21 protein-coding genes are annotated in these 16,313 nt (G+C 28.3%); 9 read left to right on the top strand and 12 right to left on the bottom strand.

Annotated elements, in window-relative coordinates:
- The first annotated feature begins 23 nt into the window (after positions 1-23).
- From DZ64_RS0107345 to DZ64_RS0107310, 8 genes are all read left to right on the top strand, one after another.
- The gene (locus tag DZ64_RS0107345; protein WP_024790038.1) at positions 24-530 is read left to right on the top strand and encodes a 3-isopropylmalate dehydratase small subunit; all 507 of its coding nucleotides are present in this window, start codon (positions 24-26) and stop codon (positions 528-530) included.
- Positions 517-1,581, top strand: coding sequence for a 3-isopropylmalate dehydrogenase (leuB, locus tag DZ64_RS0107340; RefSeq protein WP_024790037.1), 1,065 nt, complete (start codon positions 517-519; stop codon positions 1,579-1,581). The genes DZ64_RS0107345 and leuB overlap by 14 nt, the downstream gene beginning before the upstream one ends.
- Positions 1,559-1,801, top strand: coding sequence for a hypothetical protein (locus tag DZ64_RS0107335; protein WP_024787903.1), 243 nt, complete (start codon positions 1,559-1,561; stop codon positions 1,799-1,801). Before leuB ends, DZ64_RS0107335 begins: the two co-directional genes overlap by 23 nt.
- A gap of 46 nt (positions 1,802-1,847) precedes the next feature.
- Complete coding sequence (locus DZ64_RS0107330; protein WP_024787902.1) at positions 1,848-2,093, top strand: hypothetical protein; 246 nt, start codon at positions 1,848-1,850, stop codon at positions 2,091-2,093.
- A gap of 22 nt (positions 2,094-2,115) precedes the next feature.
- Positions 2,116-3,180 carry a CCA tRNA nucleotidyltransferase gene (locus DZ64_RS0107325; RefSeq protein WP_024790036.1) on the top strand — a complete coding sequence of 355 codons (1,065 nt, stop codon included), beginning with the start codon at positions 2,116-2,118 and terminating at the stop codon, positions 3,178-3,180.
- Positions 3,181-3,182: 2 nt separating this feature from the next.
- Positions 3,183-4,010: a formyltetrahydrofolate deformylase gene (gene purU, locus DZ64_RS0107320; protein ID WP_024790035.1), complete on the top strand. Its 828-nt coding sequence runs from the start codon at positions 3,183-3,185 to the stop codon at positions 4,008-4,010.
- 201 nt (positions 4,011-4,211) lie between these two features.
- The gene (locus DZ64_RS0107315; RefSeq protein ID WP_024790034.1) at positions 4,212-4,709 is read left to right on the top strand and encodes a tRNA (cytidine(34)-2'-O)-methyltransferase; all 498 of its coding nucleotides are present in this window, start codon (positions 4,212-4,214) and stop codon (positions 4,707-4,709) included.
- A gap of 38 nt (positions 4,710-4,747) precedes the next feature.
- Positions 4,748-5,110 (top strand): nitrous oxide-stimulated promoter family protein, encoded by a 363-nt coding sequence (locus DZ64_RS0107310; protein WP_024790033.1) that lies wholly within the window; start codon positions 4,748-4,750, stop codon positions 5,108-5,110.
- Here DZ64_RS0107310 and DZ64_RS0107305 read toward each other — a convergent pair.
- The gene (locus DZ64_RS0107305; protein WP_024790032.1) at positions 5,088-6,005 is read right to left on the bottom strand and encodes a DNA polymerase III subunit delta; all 918 of its coding nucleotides are present in this window, start codon (positions 6,003-6,005) and stop codon (positions 5,088-5,090) included. The genes DZ64_RS0107310 and DZ64_RS0107305 overlap by 23 nt on opposite strands.
- 46 nt (positions 6,006-6,051) lie before the next feature.
- Here DZ64_RS0107305 and DZ64_RS10900 point away from each other — a divergent pair, with 46 nt between their 5' ends.
- On the top strand, positions 6,052-7,227 hold the full coding sequence (locus tag DZ64_RS10900) for an OmpP1/FadL family transporter (protein WP_236618683.1): 1,176 nt from the start codon (positions 6,052-6,054) through the stop codon (positions 7,225-7,227).
- Positions 7,228-7,285: 58 nt separating this feature from the next.
- On the opposite strand, the gene DZ64_RS13415 is transcribed toward DZ64_RS10900, so the two are convergent.
- The 11 genes from DZ64_RS13415 to era form a co-directional block, all read right to left on the bottom strand.
- The gene (locus DZ64_RS13415) at positions 7,286-7,777 is read right to left on the bottom strand and encodes an RNB domain-containing ribonuclease (protein ID WP_024790031.1); all 492 of its coding nucleotides are present in this window, start codon (positions 7,775-7,777) and stop codon (positions 7,286-7,288) included.
- Between the two features lie 257 nt (positions 7,778-8,034).
- Complete coding sequence (locus tag DZ64_RS13410) at positions 8,035-8,715, bottom strand: RNB domain-containing ribonuclease (protein ID WP_024790030.1); 681 nt, start codon at positions 8,713-8,715, stop codon at positions 8,035-8,037.
- A gap of 2 nt (positions 8,716-8,717) precedes the next feature.
- Entirely contained in the window at positions 8,718-9,221 is a 504-nt protein-coding gene (locus tag DZ64_RS13405) for a hypothetical protein (protein WP_024790029.1), read from the bottom strand.
- The gene (locus DZ64_RS0107275) at positions 9,218-10,015 is read right to left on the bottom strand and encodes an HDOD domain-containing protein (protein ID WP_024790028.1); all 798 of its coding nucleotides are present in this window, start codon (positions 10,013-10,015) and stop codon (positions 9,218-9,220) included. The genes DZ64_RS13405 and DZ64_RS0107275 overlap by 4 nt, the downstream gene beginning before the upstream one ends.
- Positions 10,008-10,775, bottom strand: coding sequence for a hypothetical protein (locus DZ64_RS0107270; protein WP_024790027.1), 768 nt, complete (start codon positions 10,773-10,775; stop codon positions 10,008-10,010). The genes DZ64_RS0107275 and DZ64_RS0107270 overlap by 8 nt, the downstream gene beginning before the upstream one ends.
- Entirely contained in the window at positions 10,775-11,500 is a 726-nt protein-coding gene (locus tag DZ64_RS0107265) for an ATPase, T2SS/T4P/T4SS family (protein WP_024790026.1), read from the bottom strand. Before DZ64_RS0107265 ends, DZ64_RS0107270 begins: the two co-directional genes overlap by 1 nt.
- Positions 11,484-12,836, bottom strand: coding sequence for a type II secretion system protein GspD (locus DZ64_RS0107260; RefSeq protein ID WP_024790025.1), 1,353 nt, complete (start codon positions 12,834-12,836; stop codon positions 11,484-11,486). Before DZ64_RS0107260 ends, DZ64_RS0107265 begins: the two co-directional genes overlap by 17 nt.
- The gene (locus tag DZ64_RS0107255; protein ID WP_024790024.1) at positions 12,833-13,255 is read right to left on the bottom strand and encodes a hypothetical protein; all 423 of its coding nucleotides are present in this window, start codon (positions 13,253-13,255) and stop codon (positions 12,833-12,835) included. Before DZ64_RS0107255 ends, DZ64_RS0107260 begins: the two co-directional genes overlap by 4 nt.
- Positions 13,252-13,866: a hypothetical protein gene (locus DZ64_RS0107250; RefSeq protein ID WP_024790023.1), complete on the bottom strand. Its 615-nt coding sequence runs from the start codon at positions 13,864-13,866 to the stop codon at positions 13,252-13,254. Before DZ64_RS0107250 ends, DZ64_RS0107255 begins: the two co-directional genes overlap by 4 nt.
- Positions 13,863-15,428: a hypothetical protein gene (locus DZ64_RS0107245; protein ID WP_024790022.1), complete on the bottom strand. Its 1,566-nt coding sequence runs from the start codon at positions 15,426-15,428 to the stop codon at positions 13,863-13,865. The genes DZ64_RS0107250 and DZ64_RS0107245 overlap by 4 nt, the downstream gene beginning before the upstream one ends.
- Positions 15,425-16,306, bottom strand: coding sequence for a GTPase Era (era, locus tag DZ64_RS0107240; RefSeq protein WP_024790021.1), 882 nt, complete (start codon positions 16,304-16,306; stop codon positions 15,425-15,427). Before era ends, DZ64_RS0107245 begins: the two co-directional genes overlap by 4 nt.
- Positions 16,307-16,313 lie beyond the last annotated feature (7 nt).

Raw genomic sequence — 16,313 nt, 5'->3', positions numbered from 1 at the left:
AATTTTGAAAAAAAGGGATTTTTATGAATGTAATAACTGGAAAAGTATGGAAATTCGGAGACAATATAGATACAGATTTGATTATTCCGGCAAGATATCTCAATACGTCAGACCCTCATGAACTTGCCAAACATGTAATGGAAGATGCTGACCCTGAATTTCCGGCTAAAGTAAGGCCGGGCGATATTATTGTGGCAGGATGGAATTTCGGAAGCGGAAGCAGCAGGGAACACGCCCCAATAGCATTAAAAGCAGCAGGAATTGCTGCAGTGATAGCCAAAAGTTTTGCAAGAATATTTTATAGAAACAGTTTTAATATGGGACTTCCTATTTTTGAACTGCTTGAAAGTGACGAAATAAACGAAGGCGATTTAATCAAAATAGAAATGGATAAGGGGATAATAAGCAACATTGATACAGGCAAAGTTTATAAATTTACGCCAATTCCTGATTTTATGCAAAATTTAATTGCCGCGGGGGGGCTTATCAATTATGCAAGGGAAATAAAGGAAAATAATGAAAACATATAATATTGCAGTTATCAAAGGCGACGGAATCGGCCCTGAAATAGTGAATGAAGCCATAAAAGTATTAAATGCGCTCGGTGAAGCGGAAAATATAAAATTTAATTATAAAGAATATCTGCTCGGCGGAAGTGCATATGACGCAACCGGGACTCCCTGCCCCGATGAAACAATAAAAGGAAGCCTTGAAAGCGACGCCGTCTTATTTGGTTCTATCGGAGGATATAAATGGGAAAATTTGCCAAAAGAAAAAAGACCGGAAAGCGGACTGCTAAGACTTAGAAAAGAACTGGGACTTTTTGCCAATATACGCCCTGCCATGATATTTGACGAACTGATAAATGCTTCAACCCTGAAAAGTGAAATTGTCAAAGGTGTGGATTTTGTAGTTGTAAGAGAACTCACCGGCGGAATTTATTTTGGCCAGCCGAGATATAAAGATAATGAAAAAGCCTATAATACAATGATTTATACAAAAAAAGAGGTTGAAAGAATAGCACACGTTGCATTTAAAGAAGCAATGAAAAGAAACAAAAGGGTAACCTCTATCGATAAAGCAAACGTCCTCGAAGTAAGCGAATTTTGGAGAGAAATAGTGGAAGAAATTGCAAAAGAATATCCTGAAGTCAGTTTAAACCATATGTATGTGGACAATGCGGCAATGCAGATTGTAAGAAACCCTAAACAGTTTGATATAATCTTAACAGGAAATATTTTCGGAGATATTTTAAGCGATGAATCAAGTATGATTATAGGAAGCATCGGACTTCTTCCAAGTGCAAGCATTGGAGGAAAAGTCGGACTTTTCGAACCTATACACGGAAGTGCCCCTGATATTGCGGGAAAAGGGATAGCAAATCCTATTGCTACAATTTTAAGTGCCGCTATGATGATGGAATATTTAAACGAATTAAATGCCGCCGGAAGAATTAAAAAAGCAATAAAAAAAGTATTGGCCTTAGGTTACAGAACACCGGATTTAGCCGAATTTGACGCAAAAGAAGTGGTAAATACATCAAAAATGGGGGATTTAATTGCCGAATACGTTAAAGATTAAAACAAAAACATATGCAAAAATACTTGAATCACAGGGTTTTAAAAAAGAAGCCCTGGAGATTTATGAAAGCTTAGAAAAAAAAGACCAGGAAATAATAGAAGCCATTAAAAGACTGAAAAAAAGAAAAAAATTTAAAGGTGTAAATATTTTGAAATTAAAAGAATTTAACGAAATAAATCAAAAAAACAGATTCGAATTTGAAAAATGGCTTATATTTTAATTTTAAATGTTAAATCTTGAATGTTGGATTAAACAAGGTAAAAAAAATGGATATAAAAGAAACAATACTTGAAACATTGCAGGAACTTGAAGAAAATTCAATAGTTGTGGAAGATAATGCAAATAAAAACAGTTGCGAAGATAAAAAATTTCTTTCGCACATTAAAGAAAGACTGCTTATTCTATTTGAAGGGCTTCAATCTCCAAACACCCAAAATCTTGATGTCAAACTTGATGTAACATTAAATTTTCTGGAATATTTATTGGTAAAAATCGATGAAAAACTGAAATAGTGAAAATAGTGAGCAGTAAGTAGTGAGGAGTGAAGATTTATATAAGGATTTAGAATTTTTAAAAAAATTTTTTGCACCTTACACTAAAAGAGTTTACATTGTAGGCGGCGCCGTAAGGGATGAGATTCTGGGCAAAGCTCCAAAAGAATTTGATTTAGAAGTTTATGATATAAAACCTCTTGAATTTGATAAATTAATGCAAAAACTCGGGGCAAAAGGAGTAGGTAAAAGTTTTTTTGTATACAAATGGAAAAATTTCGATATTGCCCTGCCCCGCATGGAAACGAAAACATCACCAGGCCACAGGGGTTTTGAAGTAAATTTAATCCAAAATGAAAAAGAAGCAAGTTCAAGACGCGATTTCACTATGAATGCATTGATGAAAAATATTTTCAGCGGAAAAATTTTGGATTTCTGGGGCGGAATTGAAGATATTAAAAACAAAACAATAAGACACATAAATAATGAAAAATTCAAAGAAGATTCCTTGAGGGTTTTAAGAGCCATGCAGTTTGCCTCAAGATTAAAATTTAAAGTGGCTTTTGAAACTGTAAAACTGTGTCAAGAAATAAAATTAAACGATTTGAGCAAAGAAAGAATATACAGAGAATTTGAAAAAATGTTTAATTCAAAATTTTTATACTACGGATTTTATTATTTTATAATATTAAAAATTGCAAAAAAATTATTTAATTTAGATTTTTCAAAAAAAGAATTTTTCCATTTGGCAAAAATTTATAAATCAAACCCCCTTGAAGGATATTTTTTGTATCATCTTCTTTATTACAAACATTTAAATAATAAATTTATAATAAAACAGCTAAATCCGCCAAATAAATTAAAAAGGGAAATAAAAATCAAAAAGTGTCCAAAAACCGTTACCAACAGGTTTTTATACGCCCTGGCTTTGAAATATCCGCTAAATACATTCAGCATATTAAACTTTAACTGCTGTGAAAAATGGTTGAAAAAAGAAAATTTATGGAATAAAAAATACAAACCAAAAAACATAAACCCGGACAATCCGAGATTTTCAATATTAAACGAAATAAGAAGTTATGATAAAATAATTATAAAAAAAGGTTAAAAATGCAATATACATTATTAATTGACTGTAATGATGAAAAAGGTCTTATTTATAAAATATCAAAAATTTTATATAAAAATGATTTCAATATCGAATCGCAACAGGAATTTGTGGATAAAGAAAACAACAAATTTTTCTTTAGGGCTGTAATAACCGGAAAAATAGACAAAGAAAATTTAAAAGAAGAAATTTTAAAAGAAGTTTCCTGTGCCAATGTCAGAATATATAAAAAAAGAAAAAAAAGAGTTTTCCTACTGGCTACTAAAGAGGCACATGCGTTGGGGGATATTTTAATAAAACAGTATTCAGGGGATTTGGATATAGAAATTATCGGGGTTATCGCAAACAGAAACAATTTAAAAGATTTGGTTGAAAAATTCAATATTCCTTTTTATTATGTACCTGCGGAAAATTTAAACAGAACCGAGCATGAAAATAAAATGCTTGAAATTATTATGCCAACAAATCCGGATTATATAATTTTGGCAAAATTTATGAGAATACTGACTCCAAATTTTGTTGAAAAATTTCCAAACAAAATAATAAACATTCACCATTCGTTTTTACCTGCATTTATAGGTGCAAACCCTTACAAACAGGCTTACGACAGAGGTGTGAAAATTATAGGGGCAACGGCACATTTCGTAAATAACAATCTTGACGACGGTCCGATAATAGAACAGGACATAATAAGGGTAGACCATGAAATGAGCTGGGAAGAGATGAGAATCCAGGGAAGAGATATTGAAAAAATAGTTCTCTCACGTGCAATAAAAAAAGCTATAGAAGATAGAATTTTTGTTTATGCAAACAAAACAATAATATTATAGTGAGTAGTGAGCTTGCCCGGCCGCTTGCAAAGCGGCGGGGTGGTGAGTTGTGAGTAGTCAAGTATCCAAGTTGCCAAGTTAGAAATAAAAATATAGAAGAAATCAAGACACAAATTATAAAAGAGAGGTTAAAAAACATTTTTTCAAAAAAACCAAAAGCTGTAGCAAAAATTTTAAGTTATTTAATCAAAAGGCAAAAAGATGTTTAATATTGTACTTTTTAACCCTCAAATTCCGCCCAATACGGGAAATATAGGAAGACTTTGTGTAAATGCCGGGGCAAAGCTTCATATAGTAAAACCTATTGGATTTGATATCGGGGAAAAAGCCGTAAAAAGAGCCGGGCTTGATTACTGGGACAAATTAGATTTAACCGTATGGGAAAACACAGATGATTTTTTAAAAAATATTGATATTGACAAATGCCATTTTGCCACTACTAAAACAGATAAACCATATTTTAAGGCAAAATTTAATATGGGAGATTATATCATTTTCGGAAGCGAGACAAAAGGAATTGATGAAAATATATTAAATAAATATAAAAACAGATGTATTACCATTCCAATGACAAAAGAAGGCAGAAGCCTAAATTTGGCCGTCAGCAGTGGAATTGTACTTTATGAAGCCATAAGGCAAAATTTTATTAATGGAAAATTGAGAATGGAAAATGGAAAATTGACTGGTATCAATGAATAAAACAGACTCTTTTTATATAATAAATAAAAAGGGTTCTTATGACTGAAGAAAAATTTAAAAATGAAGTCGAAACATTAAAAAAATTTTTTCCTATTTATTGTAATGATAAACATACTGGCCAGTTTATAAAAAAATATAATGTCAATTACAAAGATTTAGAATTAAATTTTGAAATAAATTTATGTGAAGAATGTCATAATCTGCTCTCTTATGCAATAGAAAGATTGACTGAATGCCCTAATAATCCAAAGCCAAGATGCAGAAAATGCCCCAATCCCTGCTATGAAAAAGAAAAATACAGACAAATGGCAAAAATGATGAGATATGCAGGAATGAAACTGGGGCTTACAAAAGCTGCTAAAAAATTTAAAAACATATTTAAAAAGAGTGGTAATTCTTAAGCCAAATCATTGCTTCCCAAAAAAGAGCTTCTTTTTCTTTATCAGAGTTTCTTATTGACAATTCTTTATTTAATAAATAATCAAGCAATTTTTTATAATCATTTTCTTTTAATTTAATTGCTATATTGACCCGATTCTTTTCAATATCAAAAGGGAGCTGATAACCCAAAAAGTTTTTCAGGTTTGAAGAGCCTGTTTTTTTTATATAAAGATTGTATTGATAAAGATTGGTGATATAGTTTACAAGAGCCGGTATTATTCTTTTAAAATCTGCGGTTTCCAATATGCTTTTCAAATCATCAAAAAAATCAGCTCCGCTCAAAATCTTTACAAACAAATCTTCAAAAGATTCCTCTTTGTATAAAAACACCAAATCAGTTACGTCATTTAAAGATATCTCATTTTTAAATGATGCTAGTTTTTTTATTTCCTGGGCTAAAAACAGAGGTTCAATACTTTTGGCCAAAAAATTTTTTGCTTCATTTGAAAGAAGAACATTTTCTTTTTTTGATAACAAATTAATATATTCTATAATTTCTTTATAAGAAGGTGAAAAAAACCTTACAAAGTCGTTTTTAGAGAGTTTTATTTTTTTATTTCCCGTATAAAAAATAAAACAGTAGTTGTTTTTTGAATACTTTTTAAGCTCTTCTATTTCTTTATTCCATTTATTTGTTTTTACAATCAAAATATTTTTACCGCCGAACAAAGAATTTTCCAATAAATGTGTTTTTGCAGTGTTTTTATCAAATTCATCAAAATAGAGTTTTAATATATTTTCATTTTTAAATTTTTCCTCCAACTTTTTTTGATACATTTCCAGATAAAATTCATTACCGTAAAACACAACAAAATTTGGAATCTCTTTTAATAAATCAAACTCTTTTTTATTCATTTAATCCTCTTTTTTAAAATTATACAATAACTCAAAAGGAGATTAAATGAAAAAAATTGTAGCATTCTCATTAATTTCATCTGTTTTACTTTTGGCAAACGGTTATAAAATACCGGAACAATCCATTGACGGTATGGCTTTAAGTGCTGCAAACGTGGCTGACGCAAACGGGGCTGATGCCAATTATTACAATCCTGCCAATATGGCATTTAATGACAATAAAAATCATTATGAATTTTTAATGAGTTATATTCATTTATACCAGATAGAATTTGACAACAATAACGGAGACGTTTATAAATCAAGAAAAGAAGATTATTTTATTCCTCTGTTTCATTTCAGCTCAAAAGATTATAACAGTTTCAGATGGGGTATTTCAATAACAACCCCGGCCGGACTTTCAAAAAAATGGGATGATACAGTTCCGGAATTAGGAGCAAAAGAATTTACACTGAAAACACTTGAAATTAATCCGAATATTGCCTATAAAATAAATAACAACCTGGCAGTTGCGTTTGGTGTAAGGGCACTCAGAAGTGAAGGGACGGCAAATGCTTTTAAAGCCGGATTATATTCCCAGTATTTAAACGGGGATTCTATGGATTTTGGATGGAACGCTGCTGCTTCTTATCAAAACGACAGCAGAGATATTAAACTTGCACTTACTTACCGCTCCAAAATAAACATGAGCCTAAACGGAGATGCAAGCGGGTATTACAGTAAATATTTATTAACACATAATCCCGCAGATTTATCAACATTAATTTCGTTCAATACAAATGGAAAAGTAAAGATTCCTTTGCCTGCAGCATTGAATTTAGCATTTGCAAAAACATTTAATAAAACTACATTGGAATTTGTACTTGAGAGAACATTTTGGTCTGATTATAAAGAACTTGATTTTAATTTTAATAATCCATATGTAGAAGCCATTTTCGGTACGCCAATTCCTAAAAATTGGAAGGATGCGAACACTTACAGAATAGGACTTACACATCAATGCACCGAAAAACTTACTGCAATGCTTGGATATACTTATGATGAAACTCCAGTACCTGATGATACCATAGATTTTTCACTGCCTGACAGTGATAAAAATATATTCTCAGGTGGTTTTAAATATAAAATGGATGATAGAATGAGTCTAGGATTTTCTGTACTTTATGCAAAACAAAAAGAAAGAAATGGTACTTTAAAAAATAATCAGACGGAACTATTGTAAATGGAACATTTAAAGACGGAGGAGCATTGTTGATGGCATTCGGATTAGATTATAGTTTCTAATCTTTTACTTTTCCTCTTATTTTTGCAGTTGCAATATTTGAATCAATTATTTCAATATCCACTTTTTCAAACAAATTAAATTGTTTTTTATCTTTTAAAAACACCCTGCTTCCAAGAAGTTTATCTTCCAAGATTTTTGCAATTGGCGGAATTTCAGTATCTTCAATTATGCCTTTATAAATCTGTCCAATATTCATTTTAGCAACTCTTGCATATTTTCTGTCATAAAAATCCCATTCTACTTTCATAGCTTCTCTCTCAAGCTCACTGATTTTAACAACCAGTGCTTCAATATTTCTTAAAATAAAATTTTTCATTTTTTCATCATTTTTTATAATTGATTTAAGCAATCTGTGCAGGGTTAAATCAGAATACCTTCTAATTGGTGAAGTAAAATGCGTATATTTATCAAATCCCAAAGCGTAATGTCCTAAATTTTCGGCATCGTAACTGGCCTGCTGCTGAGATTTGATTATTAATTTATCCATCTCTTTTTTTATTCTAAGTTTTTTTGCCTGTATTTGTAATATTTTTTACGTTTTTTACAAAATCTTCTTTTTCATTTATTTCAATTCCTAAGGGATAATAAATTATTATAAAGTTCATTTGATTGTAGTTGTTGATGGTTTTTCATGCACTCTGAAAATTCCGTAATCAATCATTTTAGCTGCAGCTTTATTTGCAAGACAGCATACAATCTTCTATTAATGAATGAGACGGTGTCTCTTCTTCTATTGTTACATCTTTAATCATTCCTATTTTCATCAAGACTCATTCTGATTTCATCGCTTTCAAAATCAAGACCCGTTTTTAATCTCTCATATCTTATATGTTTAATTTTCTTCCACAAAGGTAATAACCATGAAAGTATTTCTTCATCTGTTTTGTCAATATTTTCCAATTTTCCGGCTAAAAATTCATCTACTCTTTCATAAGAATATTTTCTTTTTGAATTTATAATTGCTTCAAATAATTCTTCTTTAATTACATTATTATTTTTATCTAAAACTATTTTAAAAGTAAACTTTATTCTATCTTCATTTTCTTTAAGTGAGCAAATGTTTTCACTAAGTGCACGAGGTAGCATAGGAACAGATTTATGCGGAAAATAAATACTAAACCCTCTTTCTTTTGCTTCTTTGTCTATATTTCCATTTAAATATACATATTCGCTCACATCTGCAATAGCAACATAAAGAGCATTTTCATCTTTATCAAAATAAATTGCATCGTCATGATCTTTTGCGCTCACAGGGTCTATGGTACAAAAATATTTTTCTGTTAAATCAATCCTTTGCGGATACATACTTTTATCTACAAAATCACCATAAGATTCAGCTTCAAGTATGGCAAATTTCGAAAACTCTTCTTTTTTATTATAAAGAGCAAGTGAAATTTTTTCATCAACCCATGGATCATCCAACACACCTAGAATTTCCTCGATTGTAGATGTATAATTTTAAACACCGCATTTGGAGGAAGTTTTTTTAGGGCTTTCTTAGTAACATTTACACAAATCGGCAGATTGGTTTTTATATTTCTAATTAATGGAATTTTTTTTCCGTTTTTAATTTCAAAAGTCAAATATCCGACAGTATAAGCAAAAGCTTTTTCAATAATATAAACAACTTTTGCTTTAGGCCTACCTTTTTTATTGAAAAGTTTTTCCGCAATTACTAAATCGCCTTTAGAGGCCGAATTTAAATGATAAGATTCTATTAATAAATCTTTTCCTTTTGAAAGGGGAATTAAAAAACCGTAACCTTTTTGTGTGATATCAACTTTGCCAGGTATATATTTGGACTTTAATTTTATTGTTTTTTTGTTTGTCACTATTTTTAAAGTTAGTAAATCATTAACTATATCTCTTTTATCCCTTGGAATATCTTTTCTGTCAATTCCTTTTATAAGTTTGTATATAAATTCCCTCAATCATTTCCTTTTAAAATTAAAGCAATAGCAACATTTAAAGAATCTGTATCTAAATTATATTTGTTGGCGATTTTTATCGCTTTTTTTTCATTTTCTTCATTAAATCCATTTAAGAGATTTATTAATGTTTTTAAGCTCAGGAGTGATGCACTTTCTTTTTCATAAGTACCGTTTGGAGCATCAATATTTTTCATAGAAAGGGTTAAATCTTCACTAAATCCCCAATGAGTAAAAATTTTTGCGTTTACTTCCGCTGTTGTCATTCCAACAAATTCTTTTTCTATTTCATTTCTGTTGTCAATAGTTAATTTTGATTTGAATTCATTATCTTTTCCAAGTTTTTTTAATACCAAAGATATAACAACGGCACCCAGGTCTATTAAAAATGAATTAGTAGCCAATATATCTAAATATTTTCTATTTTTTTTATACCAGTAAAGAACCAGGGCGTTTCTTTTTGTTGAAACATCATGAAATCTATTTTCATCCACTCCATATGCACTCAAATCAAATTTCAGTGTATTTTTTATTGCGAAAGAAACGGCGAAGCCTTTAACTGTTGCCATACCGAATAACGAAACAGCTTGATCAACACTTTTTATCTGTTTTGTAAATCCGTAAAGCGGGGAATTTGCGGCTTTAAGCAAATTTGCCGTAAGCATAGGGTCTTCTTTTACAACTTTTACCAAATCAGAAATTGAAGAATTTGCGTCATTTGTGATTCTCTGAATTTCCATTATACTTTTTGGCAAAGGCGGAAGTGATTTTATTTCTTTAAAAATATGTTCATTCATCAATACTCCTTAATAATTTTTCTATTTCATCATTATCCCCGTAATCATTTAAATATGTTTTTAACACTTCTTTTGCTTTTTGCTTTTGATTCTTCTTTAACAAAATAATAGCAAATATTTTCCAGCTTTCATATTTGGAAGGATTCAAATTATTTGCTTTCAATGCCCATAATTTAGCCAAATCCAACATATTTTTATTTAAATATAAATTCGAAATCTGAATTGCAATGTCATAATCCGGATTTTGATTATAAGATTTAATTAAATCGTTGATATTTGCTTTTTCTTCGATTATTAAAGGTTTTTCTTTTATTTTCGCTTTTATTTCATTTTTAAGTTTCTTTTTATCATTTTTTTTCACTTTTGATTCAGTTTTTTTTTGTTTTGTTGTAATATTGTTTTCATTAAGATTTACTTTTGGGACTATAAAAGAGAGAACTTCTTTTTTAGTATTGGTATTATTTGTTTTTAATGTTGTGTTTTTGTCTTTTTTTTCTTTCTTAAGAGTTAGATTCTTTTCATAAAAAACCGTTTTTTTATTAGTTAAATTTTTTTCTGTTATATTTTTCTGACCATAAGTATTGTTTTCTTCTTTTTTTAAAACATTTATATTAAACACGGGTGATTTTTCCGGTTTTTTATTTCTTTTTAGAAAAAATATTAAAATTAACAAAATAATTAATATAAATAAAAAAATAAAAAAAATTTTTACATATTTTTTTTTATAATATAATTTTTCCAGTCTTTCATATTTATGCATTAAATGCCTTTTAAATCCATATACGTTATTTCTATATATTTATTTATATTTTTAAAAATCTCATCATTATATTTATTATAAAAAAATTCCATTACATCAAATAATTTAAACATAAATTGATTAACACCTCTTAAAGAGCCTTTTGTATATTTATAAATCTTTTTATAATGTTTTGTATTAAATTTTTCAACAATCGGTATTAAATCCGCCTTTATTAATTTAGTATTAATAAAATATTCTATTTCAAACATATTAATTGGAACAGTTTTAAACAGATAATTAATTCTCGTTTTAAAATGTTTTTTTTGCAGTAGTTTATTCAAATCTGTATCGTGTGTGGCAAAAACAACTGTTAAATTGCCTTTATCAGTATAAATTCTTAAATTTTCCAATACAGAATCTTCCAATAACTGCGCTTCGTCTATAAACAAAAAATAATGTTCATTTATATCCAACGTTTTAAGGATATTTAAAATAGCATTTATTTCCAGATAAGGATTTGATATATAAAAAAGATTTTTATCATTTTTCAATTCTTCATATATCGATTTTAAGACCATACTCTTACCGCTGCCTGCCTGGCCTGAGATAAAAATCATCTTCTCTTTCTGATTAAGGGCATTCAATAAATCAATCTTTAATTTTTCGCTGCTTGCCAGAGGAATATAATTATTTACATCAACCACATCTCTAAATAATTCTTTTGCTTCACTTAATTTGACCAAAACCTAAATCCCTGAGCGTTTTTTTCTTACTAAAGTCAATTATATGTGGAGTTATTACAAATACAAGTTCTTTTCTGTTGGTAATTTTTTCTCTTGAAGAAAACAGATATTTAATTAAAGGTATTTCTTTTAAAACAGGTACCCCGTTTACACTTAATGTATCATCTTTTGTAATTAAACCTCCAAGAACCAATGTGTCATTATCTTTTAATTTTACAATGCTAAGCATTGTGTTGTCTCTTGTGTCCGGAGGCATGTCTCTGTTAGGATTAGTTAACTGATTAGGATTTTTAAAAGAGCTTATTCTCGGTGCAATACTGAGAATAATATCTCCGTTGTCATTAATCTGGGGTGTAATGTCAAGTACAACACCCACAAATTTAGAACCTATTGTATATTGTATTGAAGGCGCAGCATTAGGGCTGTTTACTACACTCGAAGCATATTTATAGTTTATTGTATCCCCTACACTGATAATAGCTTTTTGATTATTTAGTGTTACTATTTTAGGATTTGAGAGTGAATTTACGTTTCCGTTTTGAGCAAGGAAATTTAATAATCCATCTAAATTAAAAGTTGCAGAATTAAAAATAGATTCTTTTCCAACAAGTTGGCTAGCAAAATGATTCATAGGCACTGCTGCATTATTTAATGATATATTTAGTTTTGACCAATCAATACCAGTTTTATGAGAACGGGAAAGTTCAACAGTATAAATTTTTACATCTATTAAAACTTCTTTTGTAAGTCTGTTCATTAGATTATTAACATATTTGTCAATTTCTTTAATCTGTTTTTTTGTACCTGTTACAGTTATAAGACCTGCAGCTTTATCTATTACCGGAGGTTTAAAATCTATAGATGTATTTTTTAAAATTGTTTTTATGTTGTCTTCTATTTTGTCCCAGAAATCAAAACTGTATGTATTTTTTACCTTACTGTCTGTTGCGTCCAAATTAGATTCACCTGTTCTTGAAGATGTGAGAAAATCCAGTTTGTAAGTTTTTGTTTTATAAAAACTTATTTCCAATGTATCATTATCCATTGTATAAAACAGATCCCTTTTTGAAAGAAGCAAATCCAGTATTTGTTTTAATGTATAATGTTTTATTTTAACAAAAGGCATTTTCTCTGAAACAATTTTTTTGGCTTCCTCATCATCATACACAATATTTATACCGCATTTTTGGGTGACCAATAAATTTAAAAAATCTTTTATACTCATTCTTTCATTTTGATTAATGCTGTTTGAATATGAAAAAAATTTATTATTACATTCATTTGCATTTGCAAAAACACTTAAAGCAATAAACACTATAATTATTAATTTTTTCATTTTTCAATCCTTATTTTTAATGTTTTTTCATTTAGTCTTTTTACAAGTTTTTTATTGTTACAGTTTAAAATAATTTTATCACTGCAAATATTTTCCACATTACAGTTTTCAACTTTACTGTTTTTTTTCACCCATTTTTTATACTCTTTTATCTTTTCATCACCCATAAATTCTTCTATTTTTATAAATGCACTGTTATTCAGTAAAGAAAGCAAAGTAATATGCACTATTTTTTTAACATTTTTGTTTATTTTTTTATTCATAAACAATAACTTTTTAGGTTTAAAAAAAGGCGATTTTATTTTATCTATATTATTTAATTTAAAATTATAAGTGACCAGTTTATTTGTATATTCCAAATATTCCTGCTTTGAAGCAAACGCTAAAACCGCTATTGTCAATAATAATATCTTTTTCATTTTCCATATCCGTACAGTGTATATTTTATCATATATTCGCCTTTATCGGTTGCATTTAATTCATTAACCCTTAAAAGTTCTTTTGTATTTTCATATTTGTAAATATAGTAAATCAAATTTTTATATTCGCCTTTTACATTCACTATAATATCCATCTTTTTATTAATATAACTGTGTTTTGTGTCTTTATATAAACTATTTGCAAAATTCATCAGTTTAAGACCTTCATTTTTTGCATCATATACAATATTTCTGACATATTCTGCCCATTTGTATTTATTAAATTCTGCAAAATCCAGCAATGAAATTAAATCATCGAAAAAAGTCTTTTGTTTATGTAAAGAATTTTTGCTTAATTCCAGTTTTTTTATTGTTTTACGCAAATTTGCAATTTGGGTAATATAAACATTTTTTTGTATTTTTAAATGATTTAAAGTCTGGACGTTGTTTTGATGGTTTTTTTCCTCTTTTGTCTTAAAAGAAGAAGCCAACGGATAAATAAAATAATAAATTATAAATCCAAGCAAAAATATAGTAATTATATGAATATATAAAACATCTTTTTTTGTTTTGTTTTCAAAAAATTTGTCTAAAAAATTTTTATTTTTCATTCTTTTATCCTAATTTCAGAAATATATTTTTTATTTTTCAAAACAATACCCCCTGTATAAACATTAAATCCGTTGTTTGTCAAATCGTTTATCAAATTGGCAATATTGGAATCTTTATCGGCAAAAACGTTAAAAATAAATTCATTTTCTTTATATGATAAATTTTTTATATATACTTTATTTTTATTTATAAACAGTGTTATATCTGTTAATTCCTGAGATTTAGGAATATAGGAGTATTTGAATTTATAAACTTCGTTTATTAATTTTTTATCTTCTTTTATATCATGGCTTAATTTTTTTATTACGGTTTCAATGGATTTCTTTTTATTATCCAATCCGTTTTTTTGTATTATAAGGGCAGAAATTTCTTTATTTAATTTATTAATATGTGAATTTAACACATTGTTTTTATGATGATAAATCAGACCGTCGATATAAAGATATAACGGGGCGGCTGCAAAAATAACGGTAGCAACGCTTACACTCAATACGAATTGGCCGCTCGGTCTGTAAAAAAACGTTGGTTCTCTTAAGAATAAAGAAAAATTATACGTAAAAACATTATATTTATAAGCATAATGTGTTTCAAGCATTCCCAAAAATAAAAGCGGGTCAATTGGCAGTCTGTCCAGATTGTAATTTTCATAAAATTCAAAATCGAATGTATCTATATTTATATACTTATAAAAATATCTATTTAACCCTTCAACATTACCATATTTGGTAGTTATAAAAAGCCTATCTATATTATCTATATTATATATATCTATTAATTTTTTTATCTGATCCTCAATTATGCCTGCAAATATATTAAATTCTTTAATAAGCTCATTGTAAACAACAAATTCTTTTGGATTATATTTACTCTGATCGACTCCTTTTTGATGTAATAATTTTATAAAAATTTTCATATCAAAATTTGCAATATTTAATTTTGATATTTTTTCATATATTTTATTTAATCCGCCGGAAATTGTAACAATTTTTACAATTTTACCTTCCGAATAGAATGTAATAAATATTTTGTCATCAAGAATTACGACAAACATATCATTTGCCAATGTAAGAATTTTTTCCTCATATAAAGATTTATAGGAAAATGCAGGAAAAGAAACATAATCTATATAACCTACTTTATTTAAAATTGCTTTAAAATGATTTTCTATTAAAGTCTGCGAAACAATTATCGTTTCAACTATTACTTTTTTATCATCTTTTAACAAATCTACAATTTTATATTTAATTACATATTTTTCTGTTTCGTCAATACCTGTTTCTTCATATACTTTAGTTTCAATAAATTTATCCAGTTCTATTTTTTCCAAAATATTTTTATCAATTTCAAAATTATAAAATATGGCATTTTCAATCGGAATATATGTATTTAATAAAGGAGTGGATTTTAAGCTGTCTCTATATATTCTTAATAATTTTTTGTCTGCATATAATATATAAGCTTCTTCGTCTTTTATACCGACAACTTTATCAACATCATAATTGTATTTTTTTAAAAACTTAATATTAGATGTAAAATTTTTTATTTTTTCTTTTAATTTCATGTTTCTACCTCATATCCAAGTTCTTCAAGCATTTTTTTATTTTTACTCCATCCTCTCACAACTTTTACAAAAAGCTCTAAATAAATCTTCTTGGAGCTGAATTCTTCTAAAAGATTTCGGGCATAAATCCCAATTTCTTTTATTTTTTTGCCTTTTTTGCCAATAACCATTCCTTTTTGGGATTCTCTTTCAACAATAATTGTAGCATAAATTTTATCCAAATTTTCATATTCGTCTAATTTCTCTATTAAAATATCTGCTTCATAAGGAATTTCATCACCGAGTTTTTCAAAAAGCGCTTCTCTTATCAGTTCTTTATATATATCCCTGATATTTTCTGTTGAAATAATTTCCGGGTCGTAATAATAAGGATGTTCCGGTAAATATTCAACAATAGCGTCTAATAATTCCTCTCTTCCATTTCCAAGAGCGGCACTTACAGTGATAATTTTAAGAGCTTTTGAAATTTTTTCATAATCTTTTATTTTTTTTGCAATATCTTCTTTTGAAACTAAATCAGTTTTTGTAAGAACTAAAATATGCGGTATATTTTTTTTATTTAATTCCAAAAACCATTCATAACCTTTTATATCGTCTCTGATGTCGACTAAAAAAAGTATTAAATCACTGTCACTTAAAGCTTTAAGCGCTTCATTTAACATAAATTTATTAAGAAGTTTTTCTTTTTCATGAAGTCCGGGTGTATCAAGAAGAATTATCTGATTGTCTTTATACATAACAATTGCATTTACTCTTTTTCTCGAAGCATTGGCCTTAGGGGAAACCAAAGCTATTTTTTCTCCTAAAAGCCAATTAAGCAATGTTGATTTTCCGGCATTCGGTTTCCCTATAATACCTACGAAGCCGCTTTTTGGCATAAAATTC

The organism is Lebetimonas sp. JH292 (genome assembly GCF_000523275.1).
In the GTDB taxonomy this organism is placed as follows: Bacteria; Campylobacterota; Campylobacteria; order Campylobacterales; family Nautiliaceae; genus Lebetimonas.
This window is presented reverse-complemented; position numbering and strand designations above follow the sequence as displayed.